The 19,802-nt window shown below is 65.0% G+C and carries 20 protein-coding genes; 9 read left to right on the forward strand and 11 right to left on the reverse strand.

Annotated features, from left to right (window positions below):
• Positions 1-44: 44 nt before the first annotated feature.
• Both glyS and glyQ read right to left on the reverse strand, forming a co-directional pair.
• Positions 45-2,090, reverse strand: a complete 2,046-nt coding sequence (gene glyS / locus AAHM40_RS24255) for a glycine--tRNA ligase subunit beta (RefSeq protein ID WP_342246961.1) — start codon at positions 2,088-2,090, stop codon at positions 45-47.
• Entirely contained in the window at positions 2,087-3,034 is a 948-nt protein-coding gene (glyQ, locus tag AAHM40_RS24260) for a glycine--tRNA ligase subunit alpha (RefSeq protein WP_028627021.1), read from the reverse strand. Before glyQ ends, glyS begins: the two co-directional genes overlap by 4 nt.
• 82 nt (positions 3,035-3,116) lie before the next feature.
• Here glyQ and AAHM40_RS24265 point away from each other — a divergent pair, with 82 nt between their 5' ends.
• The 3 genes from AAHM40_RS24265 (at position 3,117) to AAHM40_RS24275 (ending at position 4,998) form a co-directional block, all read left to right on the forward strand.
• Positions 3,117-3,668: a DNA-3-methyladenine glycosylase I gene (locus AAHM40_RS24265; protein ID WP_342246962.1), complete on the forward strand. Its 552-nt coding sequence runs from the start codon at positions 3,117-3,119 to the stop codon at positions 3,666-3,668.
• 48 nt (positions 3,669-3,716) lie between these two features.
• Positions 3,717-4,604 (forward strand): lysophospholipid acyltransferase, encoded by an 888-nt coding sequence (locus tag AAHM40_RS24270; RefSeq protein WP_342246963.1) that lies wholly within the window; start codon positions 3,717-3,719, stop codon positions 4,602-4,604.
• 127 nt (positions 4,605-4,731) lie between these two features.
• Positions 4,732-4,998: a PilZ domain-containing protein gene (locus tag AAHM40_RS24275; RefSeq protein WP_342246964.1), complete on the forward strand. Its 267-nt coding sequence runs from the start codon at positions 4,732-4,734 to the stop codon at positions 4,996-4,998.
• Here the strand turns inward: AAHM40_RS24275 and AAHM40_RS24280 are convergent.
• Positions 4,995-5,861, reverse strand: a complete 867-nt coding sequence (locus AAHM40_RS24280) for an AraC family transcriptional regulator (RefSeq protein WP_342246965.1) — start codon at positions 5,859-5,861, stop codon at positions 4,995-4,997. The genes AAHM40_RS24275 and AAHM40_RS24280 overlap by 4 nt on opposite strands.
• Before the next feature lie 149 nt (positions 5,862-6,010).
• Between AAHM40_RS24280 and AAHM40_RS24285 the strand changes: the two genes are divergently transcribed.
• A complete protein-coding gene (locus AAHM40_RS24285; RefSeq protein ID WP_342246966.1) occupies positions 6,011-6,715 on the forward strand; it encodes a cysteine hydrolase in 705 nt (234 codons plus the stop codon).
• 44 nt (positions 6,716-6,759) lie between these two features.
• On the opposite strand, the gene AAHM40_RS24290 is transcribed toward AAHM40_RS24285, so the two are convergent.
• The 6 genes from AAHM40_RS24290 to def all read right to left on the reverse strand — a co-directional run bounded on the left by AAHM40_RS24290 (position 6,760) and on the right by def (position 12,228).
• On the reverse strand, positions 6,760-7,506 hold the full coding sequence (locus AAHM40_RS24290) for an SDR family NAD(P)-dependent oxidoreductase (protein ID WP_342246967.1): 747 nt from the start codon (positions 7,504-7,506) through the stop codon (positions 6,760-6,762).
• Positions 7,507-7,692: 186 nt separating this feature from the next.
• Entirely contained in the window at positions 7,693-8,016 is a 324-nt protein-coding gene (locus tag AAHM40_RS24295) for a tetratricopeptide repeat protein (protein ID WP_342246968.1), read from the reverse strand.
• 11 nt (positions 8,017-8,027) lie between these two features.
• Complete coding sequence (trkA, locus tag AAHM40_RS24300; protein ID WP_342246969.1) at positions 8,028-9,401, reverse strand: Trk system potassium transporter TrkA; 1,374 nt, start codon at positions 9,399-9,401, stop codon at positions 8,028-8,030.
• 11 nt (positions 9,402-9,412) lie between these two features.
• Complete coding sequence (gene rsmB, locus AAHM40_RS24305) at positions 9,413-10,726, reverse strand: 16S rRNA (cytosine(967)-C(5))-methyltransferase RsmB (protein WP_342246970.1); 1,314 nt, start codon at positions 10,724-10,726, stop codon at positions 9,413-9,415.
• Positions 10,723-11,667 carry a methionyl-tRNA formyltransferase gene (gene fmt / locus AAHM40_RS24310; protein ID WP_342246971.1) on the reverse strand — a complete coding sequence of 315 codons (945 nt, stop codon included), beginning with the start codon at positions 11,665-11,667 and terminating at the stop codon, positions 10,723-10,725. Before fmt ends, rsmB begins: the two co-directional genes overlap by 4 nt.
• A 54-nt stretch (positions 11,668-11,721) precedes the next feature.
• Complete coding sequence (def, locus tag AAHM40_RS24315) at positions 11,722-12,228, reverse strand: peptide deformylase (protein ID WP_280285136.1); 507 nt, start codon at positions 12,226-12,228, stop codon at positions 11,722-11,724.
• A gap of 141 nt (positions 12,229-12,369) precedes the next feature.
• On the opposite strand from def, the gene AAHM40_RS24320 reads away from it, so the two are divergent.
• From AAHM40_RS24320 to AAHM40_RS24330, 3 genes are all read left to right on the forward strand, one after another.
• Complete coding sequence (locus AAHM40_RS24320) at positions 12,370-13,395, forward strand: LysM peptidoglycan-binding domain-containing protein (RefSeq protein WP_342246972.1); 1,026 nt, start codon at positions 12,370-12,372, stop codon at positions 13,393-13,395.
• A gap of 84 nt (positions 13,396-13,479) precedes the next feature.
• Complete coding sequence (gene dprA / locus AAHM40_RS24325) at positions 13,480-14,574, forward strand: DNA-processing protein DprA (RefSeq protein WP_342246973.1); 1,095 nt, start codon at positions 13,480-13,482, stop codon at positions 14,572-14,574.
• 42 nt (positions 14,575-14,616) lie between these two features.
• On the forward strand, positions 14,617-15,171 hold the full coding sequence (locus tag AAHM40_RS24330; RefSeq protein ID WP_342246974.1) for an L-threonylcarbamoyladenylate synthase: 555 nt from the start codon (positions 14,617-14,619) through the stop codon (positions 15,169-15,171).
• On the opposite strand, the gene AAHM40_RS24335 is transcribed toward AAHM40_RS24330, so the two are convergent.
• Positions 15,161-16,138, reverse strand: a complete 978-nt coding sequence (locus AAHM40_RS24335; RefSeq protein ID WP_342246975.1) for an NADPH:quinone reductase — start codon at positions 16,136-16,138, stop codon at positions 15,161-15,163. The genes AAHM40_RS24330 and AAHM40_RS24335 overlap by 11 nt on opposite strands.
• Before the next feature lie 135 nt (positions 16,139-16,273).
• Here AAHM40_RS24335 and hemF point away from each other — a divergent pair, with 135 nt between their 5' ends.
• Together hemF and aroE are read left to right on the forward strand one after the other, a co-directional pair.
• A complete protein-coding gene (gene hemF, locus AAHM40_RS24340; RefSeq protein ID WP_342246976.1) occupies positions 16,274-17,194 on the forward strand; it encodes an oxygen-dependent coproporphyrinogen oxidase in 921 nt (306 codons plus the stop codon).
• Positions 17,194-18,018 (forward strand): shikimate dehydrogenase, encoded by an 825-nt coding sequence (aroE, locus tag AAHM40_RS24345; RefSeq protein ID WP_342246977.1) that lies wholly within the window; start codon positions 17,194-17,196, stop codon positions 18,016-18,018. The genes hemF and aroE overlap by 1 nt, the downstream gene beginning before the upstream one ends.
• Positions 18,019-18,057: 39 nt before the next feature.
• Here aroE and AAHM40_RS24350 read toward each other — a convergent pair whose 3' ends face one another.
• On the reverse strand, positions 18,058-19,617 hold the full coding sequence (locus AAHM40_RS24350) for a SulP family inorganic anion transporter (protein WP_342246978.1): 1,560 nt from the start codon (positions 19,615-19,617) through the stop codon (positions 18,058-18,060).
• Positions 19,618-19,802 lie beyond the last annotated feature (185 nt).

The following is a 19,802-nucleotide window of genomic DNA, read 5'->3' on the forward strand; positions in this document are numbered from 1 at the left end:
TACCCGAAGCACCAGGTGTCGGGTATCCGGTCAGCGGGCCTGTATCAGCCCAGTACCGAGATGTCCGCTACGCCTAGGAACAGGCCGCGCAGCTTGGCCAGCAGTGCATAGCGGTTGCTGCGCACGGCGGCGTCTTCGGCGTTGACCAGTACGGCCTCGAAGAAACTGTCCACCGGCTCACGCAGGCTGGCCAGGCGCTCCAGCGCCTCGCGGTAGCTGCCGGCGTTCGCCAGGGCCACCTCGGCGTCGGCCACGGCCTTGGCCAGGGTTTGCTCGGCGGCTTCCTGCAGCAGCGCATCGTCCACGCTGCTCGGTACGCTACCTTCAGCCTTGCTCAACAGGTTGGAGACGCGTTTGTTGGCAGCGGCCAGGGCGGCAGCTTCAGGCAGCTTACGGAAGGCCTGTACGGCCTGCACGCGCTGGTCGAAGTCCAGCGCCGAGGTCGGCTGCAGGGCACGCACGGAGAGGTACACGGCTACGTCCACGCCTTCGTCTTCATAGCGGGCCCGCAGGCGGTCGAAGACGAACTCCAGCACCTGGTCGGCCAGTCCTTCGGACTTTACCTTGGCGCCATAGAGGTCGACGGCGAAGGCGACGGCGGCGGCGAGGTCGAGGTTGAGCTGCTTCTCGATCAGGATGCGCAGCACTCCCAGGGCCTGACGACGCAGGGCGAAGGGGTCCTTGCTGCCGGTGGGCAGCATGCCAATGCCGAAGATGCCGACCAGGGTGTCCAGTTTGTCAGCCACGGCTACGGCGGCACCGGTGAGGGTCTGCGGTAGCTCGGCGCCAGCGCCACGGGGCATGTATTGCTCGTTCAGCGCCTGGGCGACGTCTTCCGGCTCGCCATCGTTGATCGCGTAGTAGTAGCCGGCGATGCCTTGCATCTCCGGGAACTCGCCGACCATTTCAGTGGCCAGGTCGCACTTGGCGAGGATGCCGGCGCGTGCGGCGCGGGCCGGGTTGGCGCCGATCTGTTCGGCAACGAAGCCTGCCAGGCGGGATACGCGCTCGGCCTTCTCGAACACGGTGCCGAGCTGGGCCTGGAACACAACGTTCTTCAGGCGCTCATTGAAGCTTTCCAGCTTCTGCTTCTTGTCCTGTTTGAAGAAGAACTCGGCGTCGGTGAGGCGCGGGCGCACCACCTTTTCGTTGCCGGAGATGATCTGTGCCGGGTCCTTGCTGTCCACGTTGGCCACGGTGATGAAGCGCGGCAGCAGCTTGCCGTTGGCGTCCAGCAGGCAGAAGTACTTCTGGTTGTCCTGCATGGTGGTGATCAGGGCTTCCTGCGGCACTTCGAGGAAGCGTTCCTCGAAGGAGCACACCAGCGGCACTGGCCACTCGACCAGGGCAGTCACCTCGTCCAGCAGGTCAGCGGGAACTACTGCGGTGCCCTTCTGCTCGGCGGCCAGCTCGGCAACGCGTTTGGCGATGATCTCGCGGCGCTCGGCGAAGTCGGCCAGTACGTGGGCGCTGCGCAGGTCTTCCAGATAGGTGGATGGCTTGCTGATGCGGATATTGTCCGGGTTGTGGAAGCGATGGCCGCGGGATTCACGGCCAGCCTTCTGCGCGAGGATCGTACAGTCGACGACCTCTTCGCCGAACAGCATGACCAGCCATTGGGTCGGACGGACAAATTCTTCGCGGCGGGCGGCCCAGCGCATCCGCTTGGGAATCGGCAAGGCGGCGAGGGAGGTTTCGACGATGCCAGGCAGCAGGCCTGCGGCGGGCCGGCCGGGGATGGTCTGGCTGAACTTCAGCTTCGGGCCGCTCTTGTCGATCTGTTCCAGGTCGACGCCACATTTGCGGGCGAAGCCCAGTGCGGCCTGGGTCGGCTTGCCTTCGGCATCGAAAGCGGCCTGGATCGGCGGGCCGTCGAGGTTGACGCTGCGGTCGGGCTGCTGGGTAGCCAGTTGCTCGACCACTACCGCCAGGCGGCGCGGGGCGGCGAACACCTGGGCCTTGGCATAGCCGAGGCCGGCGGTCTTGAGGCCTTGCTCGATGCCGCCGAGGAAGGCATCACCCAGGGATTTCAGGGCCTTGGGAGGCAGCTCTTCCGTGCCCAGCTCTACCAGGAAATCTTGTGCACTCATTCTTGAGCCTCCAGCTTGGCCAGTACTTCGTCACGCAGTTCGGGAGTGGCCATGGGGAAGCCGAGGCGCGCACGCGCCTGCAGGTAGCTTTGCGCCACGGCGCGGGCCAGGGTGCGCACGCGCAGGATGTAGCGCTGGCGCTCGGTCACCGAGATGGCGCGGCGGGCGTCCAGCAGGTTGAAGGTGTGGGAAGCCTTGAGGACCATCTCGTAGGTCGGCAGCGGCAGCTGCAGCTCGATCAGGCGATTGGCCTCGCTCTCGTAGAAGTCGAAGAGTTCGAACAGCTTCTCGACGTTGGCGTGCTCGAAGTTGTAGGTCGACTGTTCCACCTCGTTCTGGTGGAACACATCGCCGTAGGTGACCTTGCCGAAGGGGCCATCGGCCCAGACCAGGTCGTACACCGAATCGACGCCCTGGATGTACATCGCCAGGCGTTCCAGGCCGTAGGTGATTTCGCCGGTGACAGGGTAGCACTCGATACCGCCAACCTGCTGGAAGTAGGTGAACTGGGTGACTTCCATGCCGTTCAGCCAGATTTCCCAACCCAGGCCCCAGGCGCCAAGGGTCGGTGATTCCCAGTTGTCCTCGACGAAGCGGATGTCATGCACCAGCGGGTCGATGCCGATGGCTTTCAGCGAGCCGAGGTACAGCTCCTGGAAGTTCTCCGGGTTGGGCTTCAAGACCACCTGGAACTGGTAGTAGTGCTGCAGGCGGTTGGGGTTTTCGCCGTAGCGGCCGTCAGTCGGGCGGCGGGACGGCTGCACATAGGCGGCGTTCCAGGTCTCCGGACCGATGGCGCGGAGGAAGGTGGCGGTGTGGAAAGTACCGGCGCCCACTTCCATGTCGTAGGGCTGGAGCACCACGCAGCCCTGCTCGGCCCAGTACTGCTGCAGGGCGAGGATCAGGTCTTGGAAGGTGCGCACGGCGGGCGTAGTCTGGCTCACGAAATTCACCTGTGCTGGGTCTTCGACGGAAAATGCCGGAGTATACCCGATCCGACCCCGCCGCAACCGCATGGAAAGCCTTATGCCACGCTGCTTCTGGTGCAATGACGACCCCCTCTATATCGCCTACCACGACACCGAATGGGGAGTTCCGCTGAAGGATCCGGCGGCGCTCTTCGAGCTGCTCCTGCTCGAAGGATTCCAGGCCGGTCTGTCCTGGATCACCGTGTTGAAGAAACGTGAGCGTTACCGCGAGGTGCTGTTCCGCTTCGATCCCAAGCGCCTGGCGGTGATGAGCGACGAAGAGATCGAACAGCGGATGCAGGACCCGGGCATCATCCGCAACCTGCTCAAGCTCAAGGCAGCCAGGCAGAACGCCCAGGCCTGGCTTCGCCTGGAAGACCCTGTAGCGCTGCTCTGGTCATTCGTCGGCGGCAAACCGAAGATCAACCACTTCAGCGAGCGCGGCCAGGTCCCGGCGGTCACCCCCGAGGCCGAAGCCATGAGCCGCGCGCTGAAGAAGGCTGGCTTCACCTTCGTCGGCCCGACCATCTGCTATGCCTTCATGCAGGCCGCCGGCATGGTCATGGACCACACCACCGACTGCGACCGTTATCGCGAGCTGACCCTGTGATCCGGTGCGAGGGTAGAATGCGCGCTTTCGAACGTCCTGGAGTTGCCTGTGGATAAGTTGAAAGGTGCGCTGATTGTCGGCTTCCTGCGCCTCTTCGCGATGTTGCCCTGGCGCGCCGTGCAAGCGGTTGGCGCGACCATTGGCTGGCTGATGTGGAAGCTGCCGAACCGTTCCCGCGACGTGGTGCGGATCAACCTGTCCAAATGCTTTCCCGAGTGGTCGCCGGCGGAGTTGGAGCAGCGCGTTGGCCAAAGCCTGATGGACATCGGCAAGACCTTCACCGAAAGCGCCTGCGCCTGGATCTGGCCGGCGGAGAAATCCATCGGATTGGTACGCGAAGTGGAAGGACTGGAAGTGCTGCACGAGGCCCTGGCCAGCGGCAAGGGCGTGGTGGGCATCACCAGCCACTTGGGCAACTGGGAAGTGCTCAACCACTTCTACTGCGCCCAGTGCAAACCCATCATCTTCTACCGCCCGCCGAAGCTGAAGGCGGTGGACGAGCTGCTGCAGAAGCAGCGTGTGCAGTTGGGTAACCGCGTGGCGCCGTCCACCAAGGAAGGCATCCTCAGCGTCATCAAGGAAGTGCGCAAGGGCGGCTCCGTGGGCATTCCCGCCGACCCTGAGCCGAGTCTGTCGGCGGGCGTCTTCGTACCCTTCCTCGGTACCCAGGCGCTGACCAGCAAGTTCGTCCCCGGCATGCTCGCCGGTGGCAAGGCGCGCGGCGTGTTCCTGCATGCCCTGCGCCTGCCCGATGGCTCGGGCTTCAAGGTGATCCTCGAAGCCGCGCCCGAAGGCATGTACAGCGATAACGTCGAAGAAGGCGTTGCCGCCATGAGCCAGGTGGTGGAGAAATACGTGCGGGCCTATCCGACCCAGTACATGTGGAGCATGAAGCGCTTCAAGAAACGCCCCGAGGGCGAGACGAAGTGGTACTGACGAAGAAGGCGCCGGAAGGCGCCTTTTTCATGGGTCGGATCATGGCTCTCCCGCAGAAGGGTTGTATCCGGGCGCGATTCGCCGTATTAACGACGGCAGCAAAAACGGCTCAGGATGATGCGATCCCATGGCGAACCAGCGTCAATTTCCCCGAACTCCGATGAAATGCAGGATCAAGATCAGCCACCCGAGCTTCGGCGACCTGATTGCCCAGACCCGTGACCTGTCCGATGGCGGCGTCTATGTCCGCCATCCCGACCTGGCCGCCCTGTCCGTCGGCAGCATCGTTTGCGGCCAGGTGCAGGATCTGCCGATCGAGGCGCCGATCCTGCAAATGGAAGTGATGCGCGTGGATACCGAGGGCGCCGGTTTTCGTTTCCTCGACAGCGACTAGTCGTCCGCAGCGGTGAGCCGCGCCTTTACTGTGGGCACCTCACGCGCGTCCTGGCGCAGCCATTCCGCCGGCGGGCATCCCACCAGGCTGGCGAAGGTTCTGGAAAAGGACGCTTGCGAGCTGTAGCCCACAGCGTCTGCCACAACCTTGATCGGCACTCCGTCTCGCAGCAAGTCCTGGGCGACTTTCATGCGCCAGCCGCTCAGATAGCCCATGGGCGAAACGCCCAGCACCCGGCTGAACCAGGCGGAGAACTTCGAGCGCGACATCGCCGCCAGCCCCGCCATCCGTTCCACGCTCCAGTCCGCTTCGGGCTCGCCATGCAGCCGGCTCAGTACGGCGCCCAGCCGAGGATCCTGCAGTGCGTAGAACAGGCCTCCGGCGATCTTGCCGTCCTGGACTGCCCGCCGCACCAGCAGCACGAAGAGATACTCGAACAGCAGGTTAAGCGCTTTGGCGCGACCTGGCGCCTGGTCCTGGAATTCCCCTACTAGGGCACGGATTACCGGCAGCGCATGGCCGAGGGCGTCGAGCGGGAACACCAGGGTTTCTTCCAGCCCAAGGGGAAGAGGCTGCGCCGTGCCCCTGCCGAACTGGAAGGAAGCGCAGATCAGCTCGGCTCCTTCCATGGAGCTGGAACGCAACTGGTAGCGGCAGCTACTCGGGCAGAACAGCACGCTTGGCTGGCTGATCGACACTTTCGGCATGCCCGGCTGGATCAAGTCGAGGCCGCCACGCTCCACCAGATGGATGAATGCCATCCCGGGTGGCTTGTCGAGCATCAGGGCGCCGTCCACGCGGCCGGCGAAGAACAGTCGGCCCTGGAGATTGGTGCGTTCGAAAAACTCGGAAAGGACATCCATAGGGGACAACCTGGCAAAGATCCTGTACGTCCAGGGAAAAGCCGTCGGGGGCACGGCCATAGGATGAACTCAAGCCGATGGTAGCCAGCCAGAAGGCCGGCTGCCATGGCCTTGCGCGATTTATCCACAGCCCACAGGAATTCACCCTCATGAGCCAGACATCCCCCTACGCCGATCCCCTTGAACCCGCGCTGCCCGATCCGGGCATGAAGCTCGACCTGTCCCGCGCCGCGCTGGTGGTCATCGACCCGCAGATCGACTTCCTCAGCCCTGAAGGGGTGAGCTGGAGTGTGTTCGGCAAGAGCATTACCGAGCACGACACGGTCAAGCACATCGGCCAGCTCTTCGCCGCGGCCAAGACGGCCGGCATCACGGTTGCTGTATCGCCGCACTACTACTACCCCAGCGACCACCAGTGGCAGTTCGGCGGACCGCTGGAGAAAGTCATGCACAACATCGGCATGTTCGACCGCAAGGGTCCGCTGAACCTGGAAGGCTTCGAAAACTCCGGCGCGGACTTCCTGCCCGAGTACAAGCCCTACATCCTCGACGGAAAGACCATCATCGCCTCGCCGCACAAAGTCTATGGCCCGGAAACCAATGACCTGGCGCTGCAACTGCGCAAGCACGGCGTGTCGCAGGTGATCCTGGCCGGTATGGCCGCCAACCTCTGCGTGGAATCCCACCTGCGTGAGCTGCTGGAGACCGGGTTTGAAGTCGCAGTGGTGCGTGACGCCACGGCGGGTCCGACGACCCCGGAAGGCGATGGCTACCTGGCCGCGTTGATCAACTTCCGGTTCATCGCCAATGCGCTTTGGACCACCGAACAGACCCTCGGTTATCTGCGCGGCTAGTGATCCGGAGCCCCGCCGCTTCTGGGTGGCGGGGCGAAGGGCGTTCAGCGCAGGGTATAGCCGCTGTCCACCACCAGGTCCTGGCCGTACAGACCGCGCGCAGCGGGCGAGAGCAGGAAGAGGATGACATCGGCCACGGCTGCGGGATCGAGGAAGCGGCCACCCAGCAGGCGTTGGTTCACTGTGCCGGCCACTGCCGCCAGATCGTCGCTGCCCAAGCCCAAGGTCGACCAGATCGGCGTATCGGTGGGGCCCGGCGACACCAGGTTCAGGCGCACTTGGCGTTCGGCCATTTCCACAGCCAGCGTGCGGACCTGGGCTTTCAGTGCGGCCTTCGAGGCGATATAGGCGGCGAGACCGGGGAAGGTCACATGAGACAAGAAGGTGCCGATGAAAACCACCGAGGCTGATGGCGCCAACCGCTCGCGTAGGGCGGCGAGCGTATCGAGGGCACCGGCGCCATTCACGGCCCACTGCGCCGCGAAGGCTGTGGTGTCCAGACCGTCGGCCAGGCGTGCGATACCCGCGTTGGGCACCAGGCAGTCGACCTGGCCCAGACTCCCGGCCACTTCCGCCAAAGCGGCCAGATCGGCAGCGCGGGTGACATCGCCAGGTTGCCAGGTCAGGGTTTGGTCGTAGCGCGTCAGGAGGCTGTCCAGCTCCCCCAGGGTTCGGCTCATGGCCAGGACGCGCGCACCTTGCGCCAGCAGTTTCTCAGTGACGGACAAGCCGATACCCGAGCTGGCTCCGGTGACTACGGCAAGGCGATTATCGAAGGGTTGTTGTGACATGACGGGGATTCCTGTTCCAGAGGAAAGAACGCGGCTTCGCCGCGACCCAGGCTGGAAAACAAGAATCGGGCCAGTCGATCTGGCCAATAAAATCAACTACTTGGAATGCTATGTGTCCTTATGACTGCGATTTTTCGCAGTCATAAGGACATCTGTAGGATGTCATAATGACTCACGGTATGTTGATCAGGCCGTAGCGCCCCCACGCTTGTCCAGGCGCTTGAGGAATACGGTCATCTCCTTTTCCGCCTGCTTGTCGCCATGGGCGCGGGCGGCATCCAGGCCCTGGGTCCAGGCTTCACGTGCAGCGGGGATGTCGCCCTGCGTCTCCAGGGATTTGCCCAGCAGCTTCCAGGCGGCGGAGTACTTCGGGTCTTGCTCCACGCAGCGGCGCAGGTGCAGGGCAGCCTTGGCGGCATCGCCCTGGTCGAGGTAGCCCTTGCCCAGGCCGAACCGCAGCAGGGCGTTGTCCACGCCCTTGGCCAACATCTTTTCCAGTCCTTCGAGCATGCAGTGTCCCCTTAGAAGAAGGTCAGGCCAACCTGGAACAGGCGCTCGGCATCGCGGATGTACTTCTTGTCCACCAGAAAGAGGATCACGTGGTCGCCCGACTCGATCACCGTATCGTCGTGGGCGATCAGTACTTCCTCGTCGCGGATGATGGCGCCGATGGTGGTGCCTGGCGGCAGCGCGATGTCCTCGATCATCTTGCCCACTACCTTGCTCGACTTGGCGTCGCCATGGGCGATGGCTTCGATGGCCTCGGCCGCGCCGCGGCGCAGGGAGTGCACGCTGACGATATCGCCACGGCGCACGTGGGTCAGCAGGGTGCCGATGGTGGCCAGCTGCGGGCTGATGGCGATGTCGATATCGCCGCCCTGCACCAGGTCCACGTACGCCGGGTTGTTGATGATGGTCATCACCTTCCGCGCACCCAGGCGCTTGGCCAGCAGCGAGGACATGATGTTGGCCTCGTCGTCGTTGGTCAGGGCCAGGAAGATGTCCGCATCGTTGATGTTCTCTTCCACCAGCAGGTCGCGGTCGGAGGCGCTGCCTTGCAGCACGATGGTGCTGTCGAGGACTTCCGAGAGATGACGGCAGCGCGCCGGACTCATCTCGATGATCTTCACCTGGTAACGGCTTTCGATGGCCTCGGCGAGGCGTTCGCCGATGTGCCCGCCGCCCGCGATCACCACGCGCTTGTAACTGTCTTCGAGGCGGCGCAGTTCGCTCATCACTGCACGGATATGCGCCTTGGCGGCAATGAAGAAGACCTCGTCGTCGGCCTCGATCACGGTGTCGCCCTTGGGCAGGATCGGCCGGTTGCGGCGGAAGATGGCGGCCACGCGCGTATCCACGTTGGGCATGTGCTCGCGGATCTGTCGCAACTCCTGCCCCACCAGCGGACCGCCGTAGTACGCCTTGACCCCCACCAACTGGGCCTTGCCTTCGGCGAAGTCGATCACCTGCAGCGCGCCGGGATACTCGATCAGGCGCTTGATGTAGTTGGTGACCACCTGTTCGGGGCTGATCAACACGTCTACCGGGATGGCTTCGTTGTCGAAGAGGCCGGAGCGGGTCAGGTAGGCCGCTTCGCGCACCCGGGCGATCTTGGTGGGCGTGTGGAAGAGGGTGTAGGCCACCTGGCAGGCGACCATGTTCACCTCGTCGCTGTTGGTCACCGCCACCAGCATGTCGGCGTCGTCGGCACCGGCCTGGCGCAGGACGGTGGGGAAGGACCCCTTGCCCTGGACAGTGCGGATGTCCAGGCGATCGCCGAGATCGCGCAGACGGTCGCCGTCGGTGTCGACCACGGTAATGTCGTTGGCTTCCCCCGACAGGTGTTCGGCGAGGGTGCCGCCAACCTGGCCGGCGCCGAGAATGATGATCTTCACTGCAGGCTCCCTTAGCCGCGGGGCAAGGCGGCGATTTTGATCAACTTCGCATAGTAGAAGCCGTCATGACCGTTTTCCTGCACCAGCAGCTGGCGGCCATGGGGCTGTTTCAAACCGTAGGGACCTGGGATATCCAGTTCACGGGCGCCAGGCGTGCGGGCGAGGAACGCGGCGAGGGTGTCGCTGTTCTCCGCCGGCAGTGCCGAGCAGGTGGCGTAGAGCAGGATGCCGCCGACTTCGAGCGTTGGCCAGAGGGCATCGAGCAATTCGCCTTGCAGCTTGGCCAGGGCCGGGATGTCGTCGGCCTGGCGGGTCAGCTTGATATCCGGGTGGCGGCGGATCACCCCGGTGGCCGAGCAGGGCGCGTCGAGGAGAATGCGCTGGAACGGTTTGCCGTCCCACCAGGTGCCGGTGTCGCGGCCGTCGGCGGCGATCAGGCGGGCATCCAGACGGAGGCGTGCGAGGTTTTCGCGCACGCGCACCAGGCGGCTTTCTTCCAGGTCAACCCCCAGCACTTCGGCCAGTCCGGGCTCGGCCTCCAGCAGGTGGCAGGTTTTGCCGCCGGGGGCGCAGCAGGCATCCAGGACGCGTTGGCCGGGGGCCAGCTCCAGCAGGTCGGCGGCCAGTTGCGCGGCTTCGTCCTGCACGCTGACGCGGCCTTCGGCGAAGCCCGGCAGGGTCTTCACATCGCAGGCTTCGGCGAGGCGGATGCCGTCGCGGCTGAACGCGCAGGGCTCGGCGGCAATGCCGGCCTGGTGAAGTTCGGCCAGATAAGCGTCTCGGCTGCCATGGCGGCGATTGACGCGCAGGATCAGCGGTGGGTGGGCGTTGTTCGCTGCGCAGACTGCTTCCCAGTGGTCTGGCCAGGCGGCCTTGAGTGCTTTCTGCAACCAGCGCGGGTGGGCGGTGCGCGCTGCCGGGTCGCGTTCCAGCTCGGCGAAGATCGTCTCGCCCTCGCGCTGGGCGTTGCGCAGCACCGCGTTGATCAATCCCTTGGCCCAAGGCTTCTTCAGCTTGTCCGCGCAGCCGACGGTTTCACCGATGGCGGCGTGGGCGGGAATGCGGGTGTAGAAGAGCTGGTAGAGGCCCACCAGCAGCAGGGCTTCCACATCTTTGTCAGCGGCCTTGAAAGGCTTTTGCAAGAGACGCTCGGCCAGGGCGGCAAGGCGGGGCTGCCAGCGGGCGGCGCCGAAGGCGAGGTCCTGGGCCAGGGCGCGGTCGCGCGGATCGACCTTGTCCAACTGGGGCGGCAGGCTGCCACCCAGGGAGGCTTTGCCGGAGAGTACCGCGGCCAGTGCGCGGGCGGCGGCGAGACGGGGATTCATGCGCCCAGTACCTTGCCCGGGGCGAACTGCTCGCGGCGGCTGTTGTAAAGGTCGGCGAAGTTCAGTGGCTTGCCGCCGGGCAATTGCAGGCGGGTCAGGCGCAGGGCTCCTTCGCCACAGGCGACGGTCAGGCCGTCCTTACTGGCGGCGAGGATCTGGCCGGGCTGGCCCTTGCCCTCACCGAGCACGGCGGCCAGCACCTTCAACGGTTCTCCACCGAGTGTGCTGTGGCAGATGGGCCAGGGGTTGAAGGCGCGCACGAGGCGCTCCAGCTCAATGGCCGGGCGACCCCAGTCGAGGCGCGCCTCGTCCTTGTTCAACTTGTGGGCGTAATTGGCTAGGGCATCGTCCTGGACTTCACCCTGCAAGGTGCTGGCGGCCAGCCCTTCGATGGCTTCCAGCACTGCCTTCGGTCCGAGCTGGGCGAGGCGGTCATGGAGGCTGCCGCCGGTGTCATCTGCACTGATCGGCGTGGTGACCTTGAGTAGCATCGGACCGGTGTCGAGGCCGGCTTCCATCTGCATCACGGTGACTCCGCTCTGTGCATCGCCTGCCTGCACCGCGCGCTGGATCGGTGCGGCACCACGCCAGCGTGGCAGCAGCGAGGCGTGGCTGTTGATGCAGCCCAGGCGCGGGGTATCGAGCACCACCTGAGGTAGGATCAGGCCATAGGCAACCACCACCATCAGGTCTGCATCGAGGCCCTTGAGCTCGGCCTGGGCGGTCGGGTCGCGCAGGGTCGGCGGCTGCAGCACCGGGATGCCGTGTTCCACGGCCAGTTGTTTCACCGGGCTCGGCATCAGCTTCTGCCCACGACCGGCCGGGCGGTCCGGCTGGGTGTAGACGGCGACGATCTGGTGGCGGGAGTCGAGCAGGGCTTTGAGGTGCTCCGCGGCGAACTCCGGGGTGCCGGCGAAGACGAGGCGCAGGGGCTCAGTCATGGGTACTCGCTAAAGAAAAAGGCTTGCCGGAGCAAGCCTTTGGGATCGAGGGAATCAAGCCTGCTGGCGATGTTGCTTTTCCAGCTTCTTCTTGATGCGGTCGCGCTTGAGGGACGACAGGTAGTCGACGAAGAGCTTGCCGTTGAGGTGGTCGCATTCGTGCTGGATGCACACGGCCAGCAAGCCCTCGGCGATCAGCTCATAGGGCTGGCCGTCACGATCGAGGGCCTTGATCTTCACCTTCTGCGGACGATCGACGTTTTCATAGAAGCCCGGTACCGAAAGGCAGCCTTCCTGATACTGGTCCATCTGGTCGGTCAGGGACTCGAACTCTGGGTTGATGAAGACCCGTGGCTCGGACTTGTCTTCGGAAAGGTCCATCACCACCACGCGCTTGTGAACGTTCACCTGGGTGGCGGCCAGGCCGATACCCGGAGCGTCGTACATGGTTTCGAACATGTCGTCGATCAGCTGGCGGATGGAGTCGTCGACCACCTCAACCGGTTTGGCAATGGTGCGCAACCGCGGATCGGGGAACTCGAGAATGTTCAGAATCGCCATATGCGTTTGTGATGCACTTGTGGAATAAGTTAAAAATCCGCTGCTAAGATGGTGAGCAGCATCGAAAAACGGCTGAAGAGCCCGGTTGGGGCGGCTCTCAGGGCGTTGCATGTGAATGAACATAATAAAGGGATTCACCGCATGAGGAAATCACTACTCGCCCTGCTGCTCCTGGCCGCCAGTGGCCTGACCCAGGCTGCGGTGGAACTCAAGGATGGGCATCCGGAGCGCTATACCGTCGTCAAGGGCGACACGCTCTGGGATATTTCTGGCAAGTTCCTGCGCCAGCCGTGGAAGTGGCCGGAAATCTGGCACGCCAACCCGCAGATCGAAAACCCGCACCTGATCTATCCCGGCGACATGCTGAGCCTGGTTTATGTCGACGGCCAGCCGCGCCTGATGCTGAACCGCGGCGCTTCCCGCGGCACGATCAAGCTCTCGCCCCAGGTGCGGAGCACGCCGATGGCGGAAGCCATTCCGACGATCCCGCTGGAAGCCATCAACGCCTTCCTGCTGACCAACCGCATCATCGACGATCCCAAGGAATTCGAAACCGCTCCCTACATCGTCGCCGGCAATGCCGAGCGAGTGGTCAGCGGCGCCGGTGATCGTGTCTATGCCCGTGGCAACTTCTCCCAGGAGCAACCGGTCTACGGCATCTTCCGCCAGGGCAAGACCTACGTAGACCCGGAATCCAAGGAGTTCCTCGGCGTTAACGCCGACGACATCGGCGGCGGCGAGATGGTGGCCGACGAAGGCGATATCGGCACCCTGCTACTGTCCCGCTCCACCCAGGAGGTGCGCCTGGGCGACCGCCTGTTCCCAACCGAGGAACGCGCGATCAACTCCACGTTCATGCCCAGCGCGCCAGACCGCGACATCAGTGGCGTGATCCTCGACGTACCGCGCGGTGTGACCCAGATCGGCCAGTTTGATGTGGTGACCATCAACAAGGGCAAGCGTGACGGCCTGGTGGAAGGCAACGTGCTGGCGGTCTACAAGACCGGCGAAACCGTACGTGACCGCGTCACCGACGAATTCATCAAGATCCCCGACGAGCGCGCCGGCCTGCTGATGGTGTTCCGCACCTACGACAAGCTCAGCTACGGACTGGTCCTCGCTGCCACCCGCCAGTTGGCGGTGCTGGACAAGGTACACAACCCGTAACACCTCCAAGCCCCCGCCCTGCGGGGGCTTGTTGTATTGATGGCGGTCCTGCCGCAATCGCGGCGCGATCAAGGACCGATCGACGTGCCATCAATCTCCCCTGCCGAGCTGGAAGCTCGACTGCGTCTGCACCACCTCCCCGAACTCGGCCCTGCCCGTTTCCGTCGTCTGCTCGAAGCCTTCGGCTCCGCGTCCGCTGCCCTCAGCGCGCCAGCTGCCGCTTGGCGTTCCCTGGGCCTGCCGGGAGCCTGCGCCGACCCGCGGCGCAGCCCGGAAATCCGTGATGCCGCGGCGCACGCCCTGGCCTGGCTGGAGCGGCCCGGCCACCAGGTGCTGTGTTGGGATGACCCCGCCTACCCCGCCCTGCTCGCTGAACTGAGCAACGCGCCGCCACTGCTCTATATCGCTGGCGACGCCACGCTGCTGGAGCGTCCGCAGCTGGCGCTGGTCGGCAGTCGCCGCGCCTCTGCGGCCGGCCTGGATACTGCCCGTGCATTTGCCCGCAGCCTGGCGGGCGGAGGATTCGTCATCACCAGCGGACTGGCCCTGGGCATCGACGGCGCGGCCCACCAGGGGACGCTGGAGGTCGGGGGCGCAACAGTGGCGGTGCTCGGCACGGGCCTAGAGCGCATCTACCCCAACCGCCACCGCAGCCTGGCGGTGCGCATCGTCGATGAAGGCGGTGCGCTGGTATCCGAACTGCCGTTGGACTGCCCGCCGCAACCGGCCAACTTCCCCCGGCGCAATCGCATCATCAGCGGCCTATCCCTCGGTGTGTTGGTCGTCGAGGCCAGCCCCTCCAGCGGCTCGCTGATCACCGCACGTCTGGCCGCTGAGCAGGGCCGAGAGGTCTACGCCATTCCCGGCTCCATCCACCACCCCGGTGCGCGCGGCTGTCACCAATTGATCCGCGAAGGTGCGACCCTGGTTGAAAAGGTGGAGGACATCCTTGAGGCGCTGCGCGGCTGGCAGGTCATGCCTTCCGAGCCCCAGTCCGATGCCCCGACGCAGGGCGACCATCCGCTGCTCGAGCTGCTGCGTGCTGCGCCCTACAGCAGCGAAGGGCTGGCCGCGGCCAGCGGCTGGGAGCTGCCGCGCCTGCTCGCCGAACTCACCGACCTGGAGCTGCAGGGCCGCGTCGCCCGTGAGGCCGGCTGCTGGGTGCATCGCCAAGGTTGAGCCCTGTACACTTTGCCGATCCAGTATTGCGGGGAGCGGTTGATGGTCAGCAATTGGCGTGTGCAGCAAGTGGCGCGGGTCGTGCGTGAAGGTGGTGTGATCGCCTATCCCACCGAGGCGGTCTGGGGACTGGGTTGCGATCCCTGGAACGAAGACGCGGTGTATCGCCTGCTGGCGCTCAAGGAGCGTCCCGTGGAGAAGGGGCTGATCCTGGTGGCGGACAACATCCGCCAGTTCGACTTCCTCCTCGAAGGCCTGCCGGACGCCTGGATCGACCGGCTCGCCAGCAGCTGGCCCGGCCCGAACACCTGGCTGGTGCCGCACCAGAACCTGCTGCCGGAGTGGATCACCGGCCAGCACGACAGCGTCGCCCTGCGCGTCAGCGACCACCCCTTGGTACGCGACCTCTGCGCCCACACCGGCCCGCTGGTGTCCACCTCCGCCAACCCTTCTGGCCGCCCCGCCGCCTACTCGCGCCTGCGCGTGCAGCAGTATTTCGGCGACAAGCTGGACGCAGTGCTGGGCGGCGCCCTTGGCGGGCGTCGCAATCCCAGCGTGATCCGCGACCTGGTCAGCGGTCGCGTGCTCAGGGGATAAGCACGGTCGATCCGGTGGTCTGGCGGTTGGCCAGGGCCATGTGTGCCTTGGCCGCGTCGGCCAGAGCGAAGCGCTGGTTCACCTCCACCTTGATGCGGCCGTCGGCGATCAGCGCGAACAGCTCATCGGCCATCGCCTGCAGGCGCTCCGGCGTGCTGGCGTAGCCGAACAGCGTCGGTCGGGTGACGAAGAGCGAGCCTTTCTGCGCGAGGATACCCAGGTTCACTCCGGTGACCGGCCCCGAGGCGTTGCCGAAGCTCACCATCAGGCCGCGTGGCGCCACGCAGTCCAGCGACGTTTCCCAGGTGTCCTTGCCCACCGAGTCGTAGACCACCGGGCACTTGGCGCCGTGGGTGAGTTCCTGCACGCGCTGCACGACGTTCTCATGGCTGTAGTCGATGGTCGCCCAAGCGCCGTTGGCCTTGGCTTGCGCGGCTTTCTCCGGCGAGCTGACGGTACCGATCAGCTTCACGCCCAGCGCGCGCGCCCACTGACAGGCGATGAGGCCGACCCCACCGGCGGCGGCATGGAAGAGAATGGTTTCGCCACCTTTGAGTTCGTAGGTCTGGCGCAGCAGGTACTGCACGGTCAGGCCCTTGAGCATCACGGCGGCGGCCTGCTCGAAGCTGATGCTGTCCGGCAGGCGCACCAGCTTGTCCGCAGGCAGCACATGCAGCTCGCTGTAAGCGCCTAGCGGACCGGTGGCGTAGGCGACGCGGTCGCCCACCTTGAACTGGGTGACCGCACTGCCCACCGCTTCCACTTCACCTGCGCCTTCTGTGCCCAGACTGGTGGGGAAATTCGGTGCCGGATAGAGGCCGCTGCGGTAATAGGTGTCGATGAAGTTGAGGCCGATGGCGCGATTGCGCACCCGCACTTCCTGCGGCCCCGGTTCTTCCGGCTGGTACTCCGCATACTCGAGGACCTCCGGACCGCCGTAGGCAGAGAATTGGATGCGACTGGCCATGCTTGCAACCTCCTGGTCGGAAAAGCTCTCATCCAACGCCTCCCCTTGATTTCCGTCAAGCTGCCCGGGCTCTTGGGCGGTGGTATGCTTGCCTGCTCATTTTTCCGCCACCTAACCGCTGCCAGGGTTGACCACGTGACTGACCGTATCGAGGCCGTGAAGGCCTACCTGCTCGATCTGCAAGACCGCATCTGCGCCGCGCTCGCGGCCGAAGACGGCAAGACCGACTTCTACGAAGATGCCTGGACTCGTCCCGCTGGTGGCGGGGGCCGCACCCGGGTGATCGAGAACGGCGGACTGATCGAGAAGGGCGGCGTGAATTTCTCCCATGTGTTCGGCGCCAACCTGCCGCCGTCGGCCAGTGCCCACCGCCCGGAACTGGCCGGTCGCGGCTTCCAGGCCCTCGGTGTGTCCCTGGTGATCCACCCGGAAAACCCCCATGTGCCCACCTCCCACGCCAACGTGCGCTTCTTCTGCGCCGAGAAGGAAGGCGAAGAGCCCGTCTGGTGGTTCGGCGGCGGCTTCGACCTGACCCCCTATTACGCCGTCGAGGAAGACTGCGTGCTGTGGCACAAAGTCGCCCGCGACGCCTGCGCGCCCTTTGGTGCCGACGTCTACCCGCGCTACAAGGAATGGTGCGACCGCTACTTCCACCTCAAGCATCGCAACGAACCGCGCGGCATTGGCGGCCTGTTCTTCGACGACTTGAACCAGTGGGATTTCGACACCAGTTTCGCCTTCATGCGCGCCATCGGTGATGCCTACCTGGAGGCCTACCTGCCGATCCTGAGGAAGCGCAAGGAAACGCCCTTCACCGAACAGCAGCGCGAGTTCCAGGCGTTCCGCCGTGGCCGCTATGTGGAGTTCAACCTGGTGTTCGACCGCGGCACCCTTTTCGGCCTGCAGTCTGGTGGCCGTACCGAGTCCATCCTCATGTCCCTGCCGCCGCAGGTGCGCTGGGGCTATGACTGGAAGCCGGAGGCGGGCAGCGAAGAGGCGCGCCTGACCGAGTATTTCCTCAAGGACCGCGACTGGCTGAAGGAGGCAGGTCTCTGATGGACAGCTACTGCGTCTTCGGCAACCCCATCGGCCACAGCAAGTCGCCGCTGATTCACCGTCTGTTCGCGGAGCAGACCGGCCAGCAGCTTACGTACGAAGCCGTACTGGCGCCGCTGGACGACTTCACCGGTTGTGCCCGCCAGTTCTTCGAAACCGGCAAGGGCGGCAACGTCACCGTGCCGTTCAAGGAGCAGGCCTATCAACTGGCCGATAGCGTCAGCGCCCGCGCCCAACGTGCCGGTGCGGTGAACACCCTGAAAAAGCTGGATGACGGCAGCCTGCTGGGTGACAACACCGACGGCGCCGGGCTGGTGCGCGACCTCACCCGCAACGCCGGCCTGAGTCTCAGCGGCAAACGCATCCTGCTGTTGGGCGCCGGTGGCGCCGCGCGCGGGGTGATAGAGCCGATCCTCGCGGAAAGGCCGGCGGCCCTGGTGGTTGCCAACCGCACCGTGGAAAAGGCCGAAGCCCTGGCTCAGCTGTTCGCTGAACTGGGCCCAATTTCCGCCAGTGGTTTCGACTGGCTGGAGGAACCGGTGGACCTGATCATCAACGGCACTTCGTCAAGCCTTGCCGGCGATCTGCCGCCCATCTCGCCCAGCCTGATCAAGCCAGGTCACACCGTCTGCTACGACATGATGTACGGCAAGGAAATGACCGCCTTCAACCGTTGGGCCGCCGAGCATGGTGCCGCGCGTACCCTGGATGGTCTGGGCATGCTGGTGGAGCAGGCCGCCGAAGCCTTCCTGCTCTGGCGCGGCGTACTGCCTGACAGCGCGCCGGTCCTTGCCGAATTGCGCCGCCAGCTGGCGCAAGGCTGACTGCAGGAGCGAGGGTTAGGCTGAGCTTTTGTAGATGGATCAACTCTCGATCAGCAGGCCGCTGCTCTCGCCTTCCAGCTTGCGCAGCTCCCGTTCCACTTGCGGCCTGGCCCGGCGCAGCACCAGGCTGCGCCCTTCCCCGCCCAGGCGCCGCGCTTCGTCGTGGAGCATGCTCACGCCGGCGTAGTCGATGAAATTCACATGGTGCGCATCCAGCACCAGGCGCCCGGCGCGGCTGCGCTGGATCACTTTCTGCAGGTACGGACAGGCGCCGAAGAAGATCGACCCTTCGATGCGCAGCACCTCGGCATCCCCCTCCTTCGCCTGCAGCACCCGTGGCTGCGAGGTGCGTTTCAGGTAGAAGAACAACGAGGCCAGCACTCCGGCGTAGATGGCCGTCTGCAACTCCAGCAGCAGCGTCGCCACGCAGGTCAGTGCCATTACCGCGAACTCTGCTCGGCTGACCCGCCAGAGCTGGCGCACGCTTCGCCTGTCCAGCAGCCCCCAGCAGATCAGCAGGATGCTCGCGGCCATCGCCGGCAGCGGGATGTGGGCGATCAGCCGCGCGCCCAGCAAGGCGAATAGTGCCACCCAGAGCGCCGAAAACACGCCGGCCAGCGGCGATTGGGCGCCGGCCTGGAGATTCAGCCCGGAACGTGTGAAAGAGCCTGCCGAGAGGTAGCCGGAGAACCAGGCACCGATCAGGTTGGACAGGCCCTGGCCACGGGTTTCCTGGTTGGCATCCAGCATCTGTCGCGATTGGCTGGCGAGGGCGCGGGCGATGGACAGGCTGGTGACCAGGCCGAGCAGGCCGCAGGCCACGGCCGAAGGCAGCAGGCGCAACACGTCCTCAGCATCGATACGAATCGAGGCAAGCGGCGGCAGGCTGCCGCTGAAGGGGGGCACCCGTTCGACGCCGGCAAAGGTAGTGGGCATCGCCAGTACCAGGAGGCTGCCGCCAATGATGCCGATCAGCAGCGCCGGCAGGCGCGGCCACAGGCTGCGCACCAGAACGGAAAGACTGAGGGTGAAGGTCGCCACCGCCAGCGATGGCCAATGCACTTCGCGCACATGTCTGGCCAACTCCAGAGCGCTCTGCCAGGCCGTGGCGCGCCCTTCCAGATTGGCGAGGCCGAGCAGGTTGGGTACCTGGCCGAGGGAAATCACCAAGGCTGCGCCCAGGGTGAAGCCGAGCACCACGGACTGGGAGACGAAGTTGGCCAGGGAGCCGAAACGCAGAATGCCCAGCAGCCATTGGAAGGCGCCGGCGAGGAACGTCAGCAACAGCACCAGCCCGATGTAGTCCTGGCTGCCTGGCACGGCCAGCGGGCTGACACTGGCGAAGAGCACGACCGAAATGGCTGCCGTCGGTCCGCAGATCAAGTGCCACGACGCCCCCCAGAGGCAGGCGATGATCACCGGCACCACCGCAGCATAGAGCCCGTACTCTGCCGGCAGTCCGGCGATCAGCGCGTAGGCGATGGACTGTGGCAGGGCAAGGATGGCGCCGGTCAGACCCACCAATGCGTCGCGACCGAGGCTGCGGGGACGCGTTGCGGGTAGCCAGTGCAGGAAGGGGAAGAGGTCGGCGGGTTTCACGTCGGATGAGGCTCTTGTAGGGGCGAATTCATTCGCCAGGCAGCCCGAAGGCCTGCCATTCGGGATCAACAGGGGGCTGCTGCGCCGCCTTTGGCCAATGAATTCGCTATGTCTGCGTTAGCTGTTGCGAGAAATTTCCCATCCGGCCAAGAGCCTTGTAGGAGCTGGCTTGCCAGCGAAACGGG

Origin of the sequence: Pseudomonas sp. OTU5201, from assembly GCF_038440135.1 — a bacterium.
Lineage (GTDB): Bacteria > Pseudomonadota > Gammaproteobacteria > Pseudomonadales > Pseudomonadaceae > Metapseudomonas > Metapseudomonas resinovorans.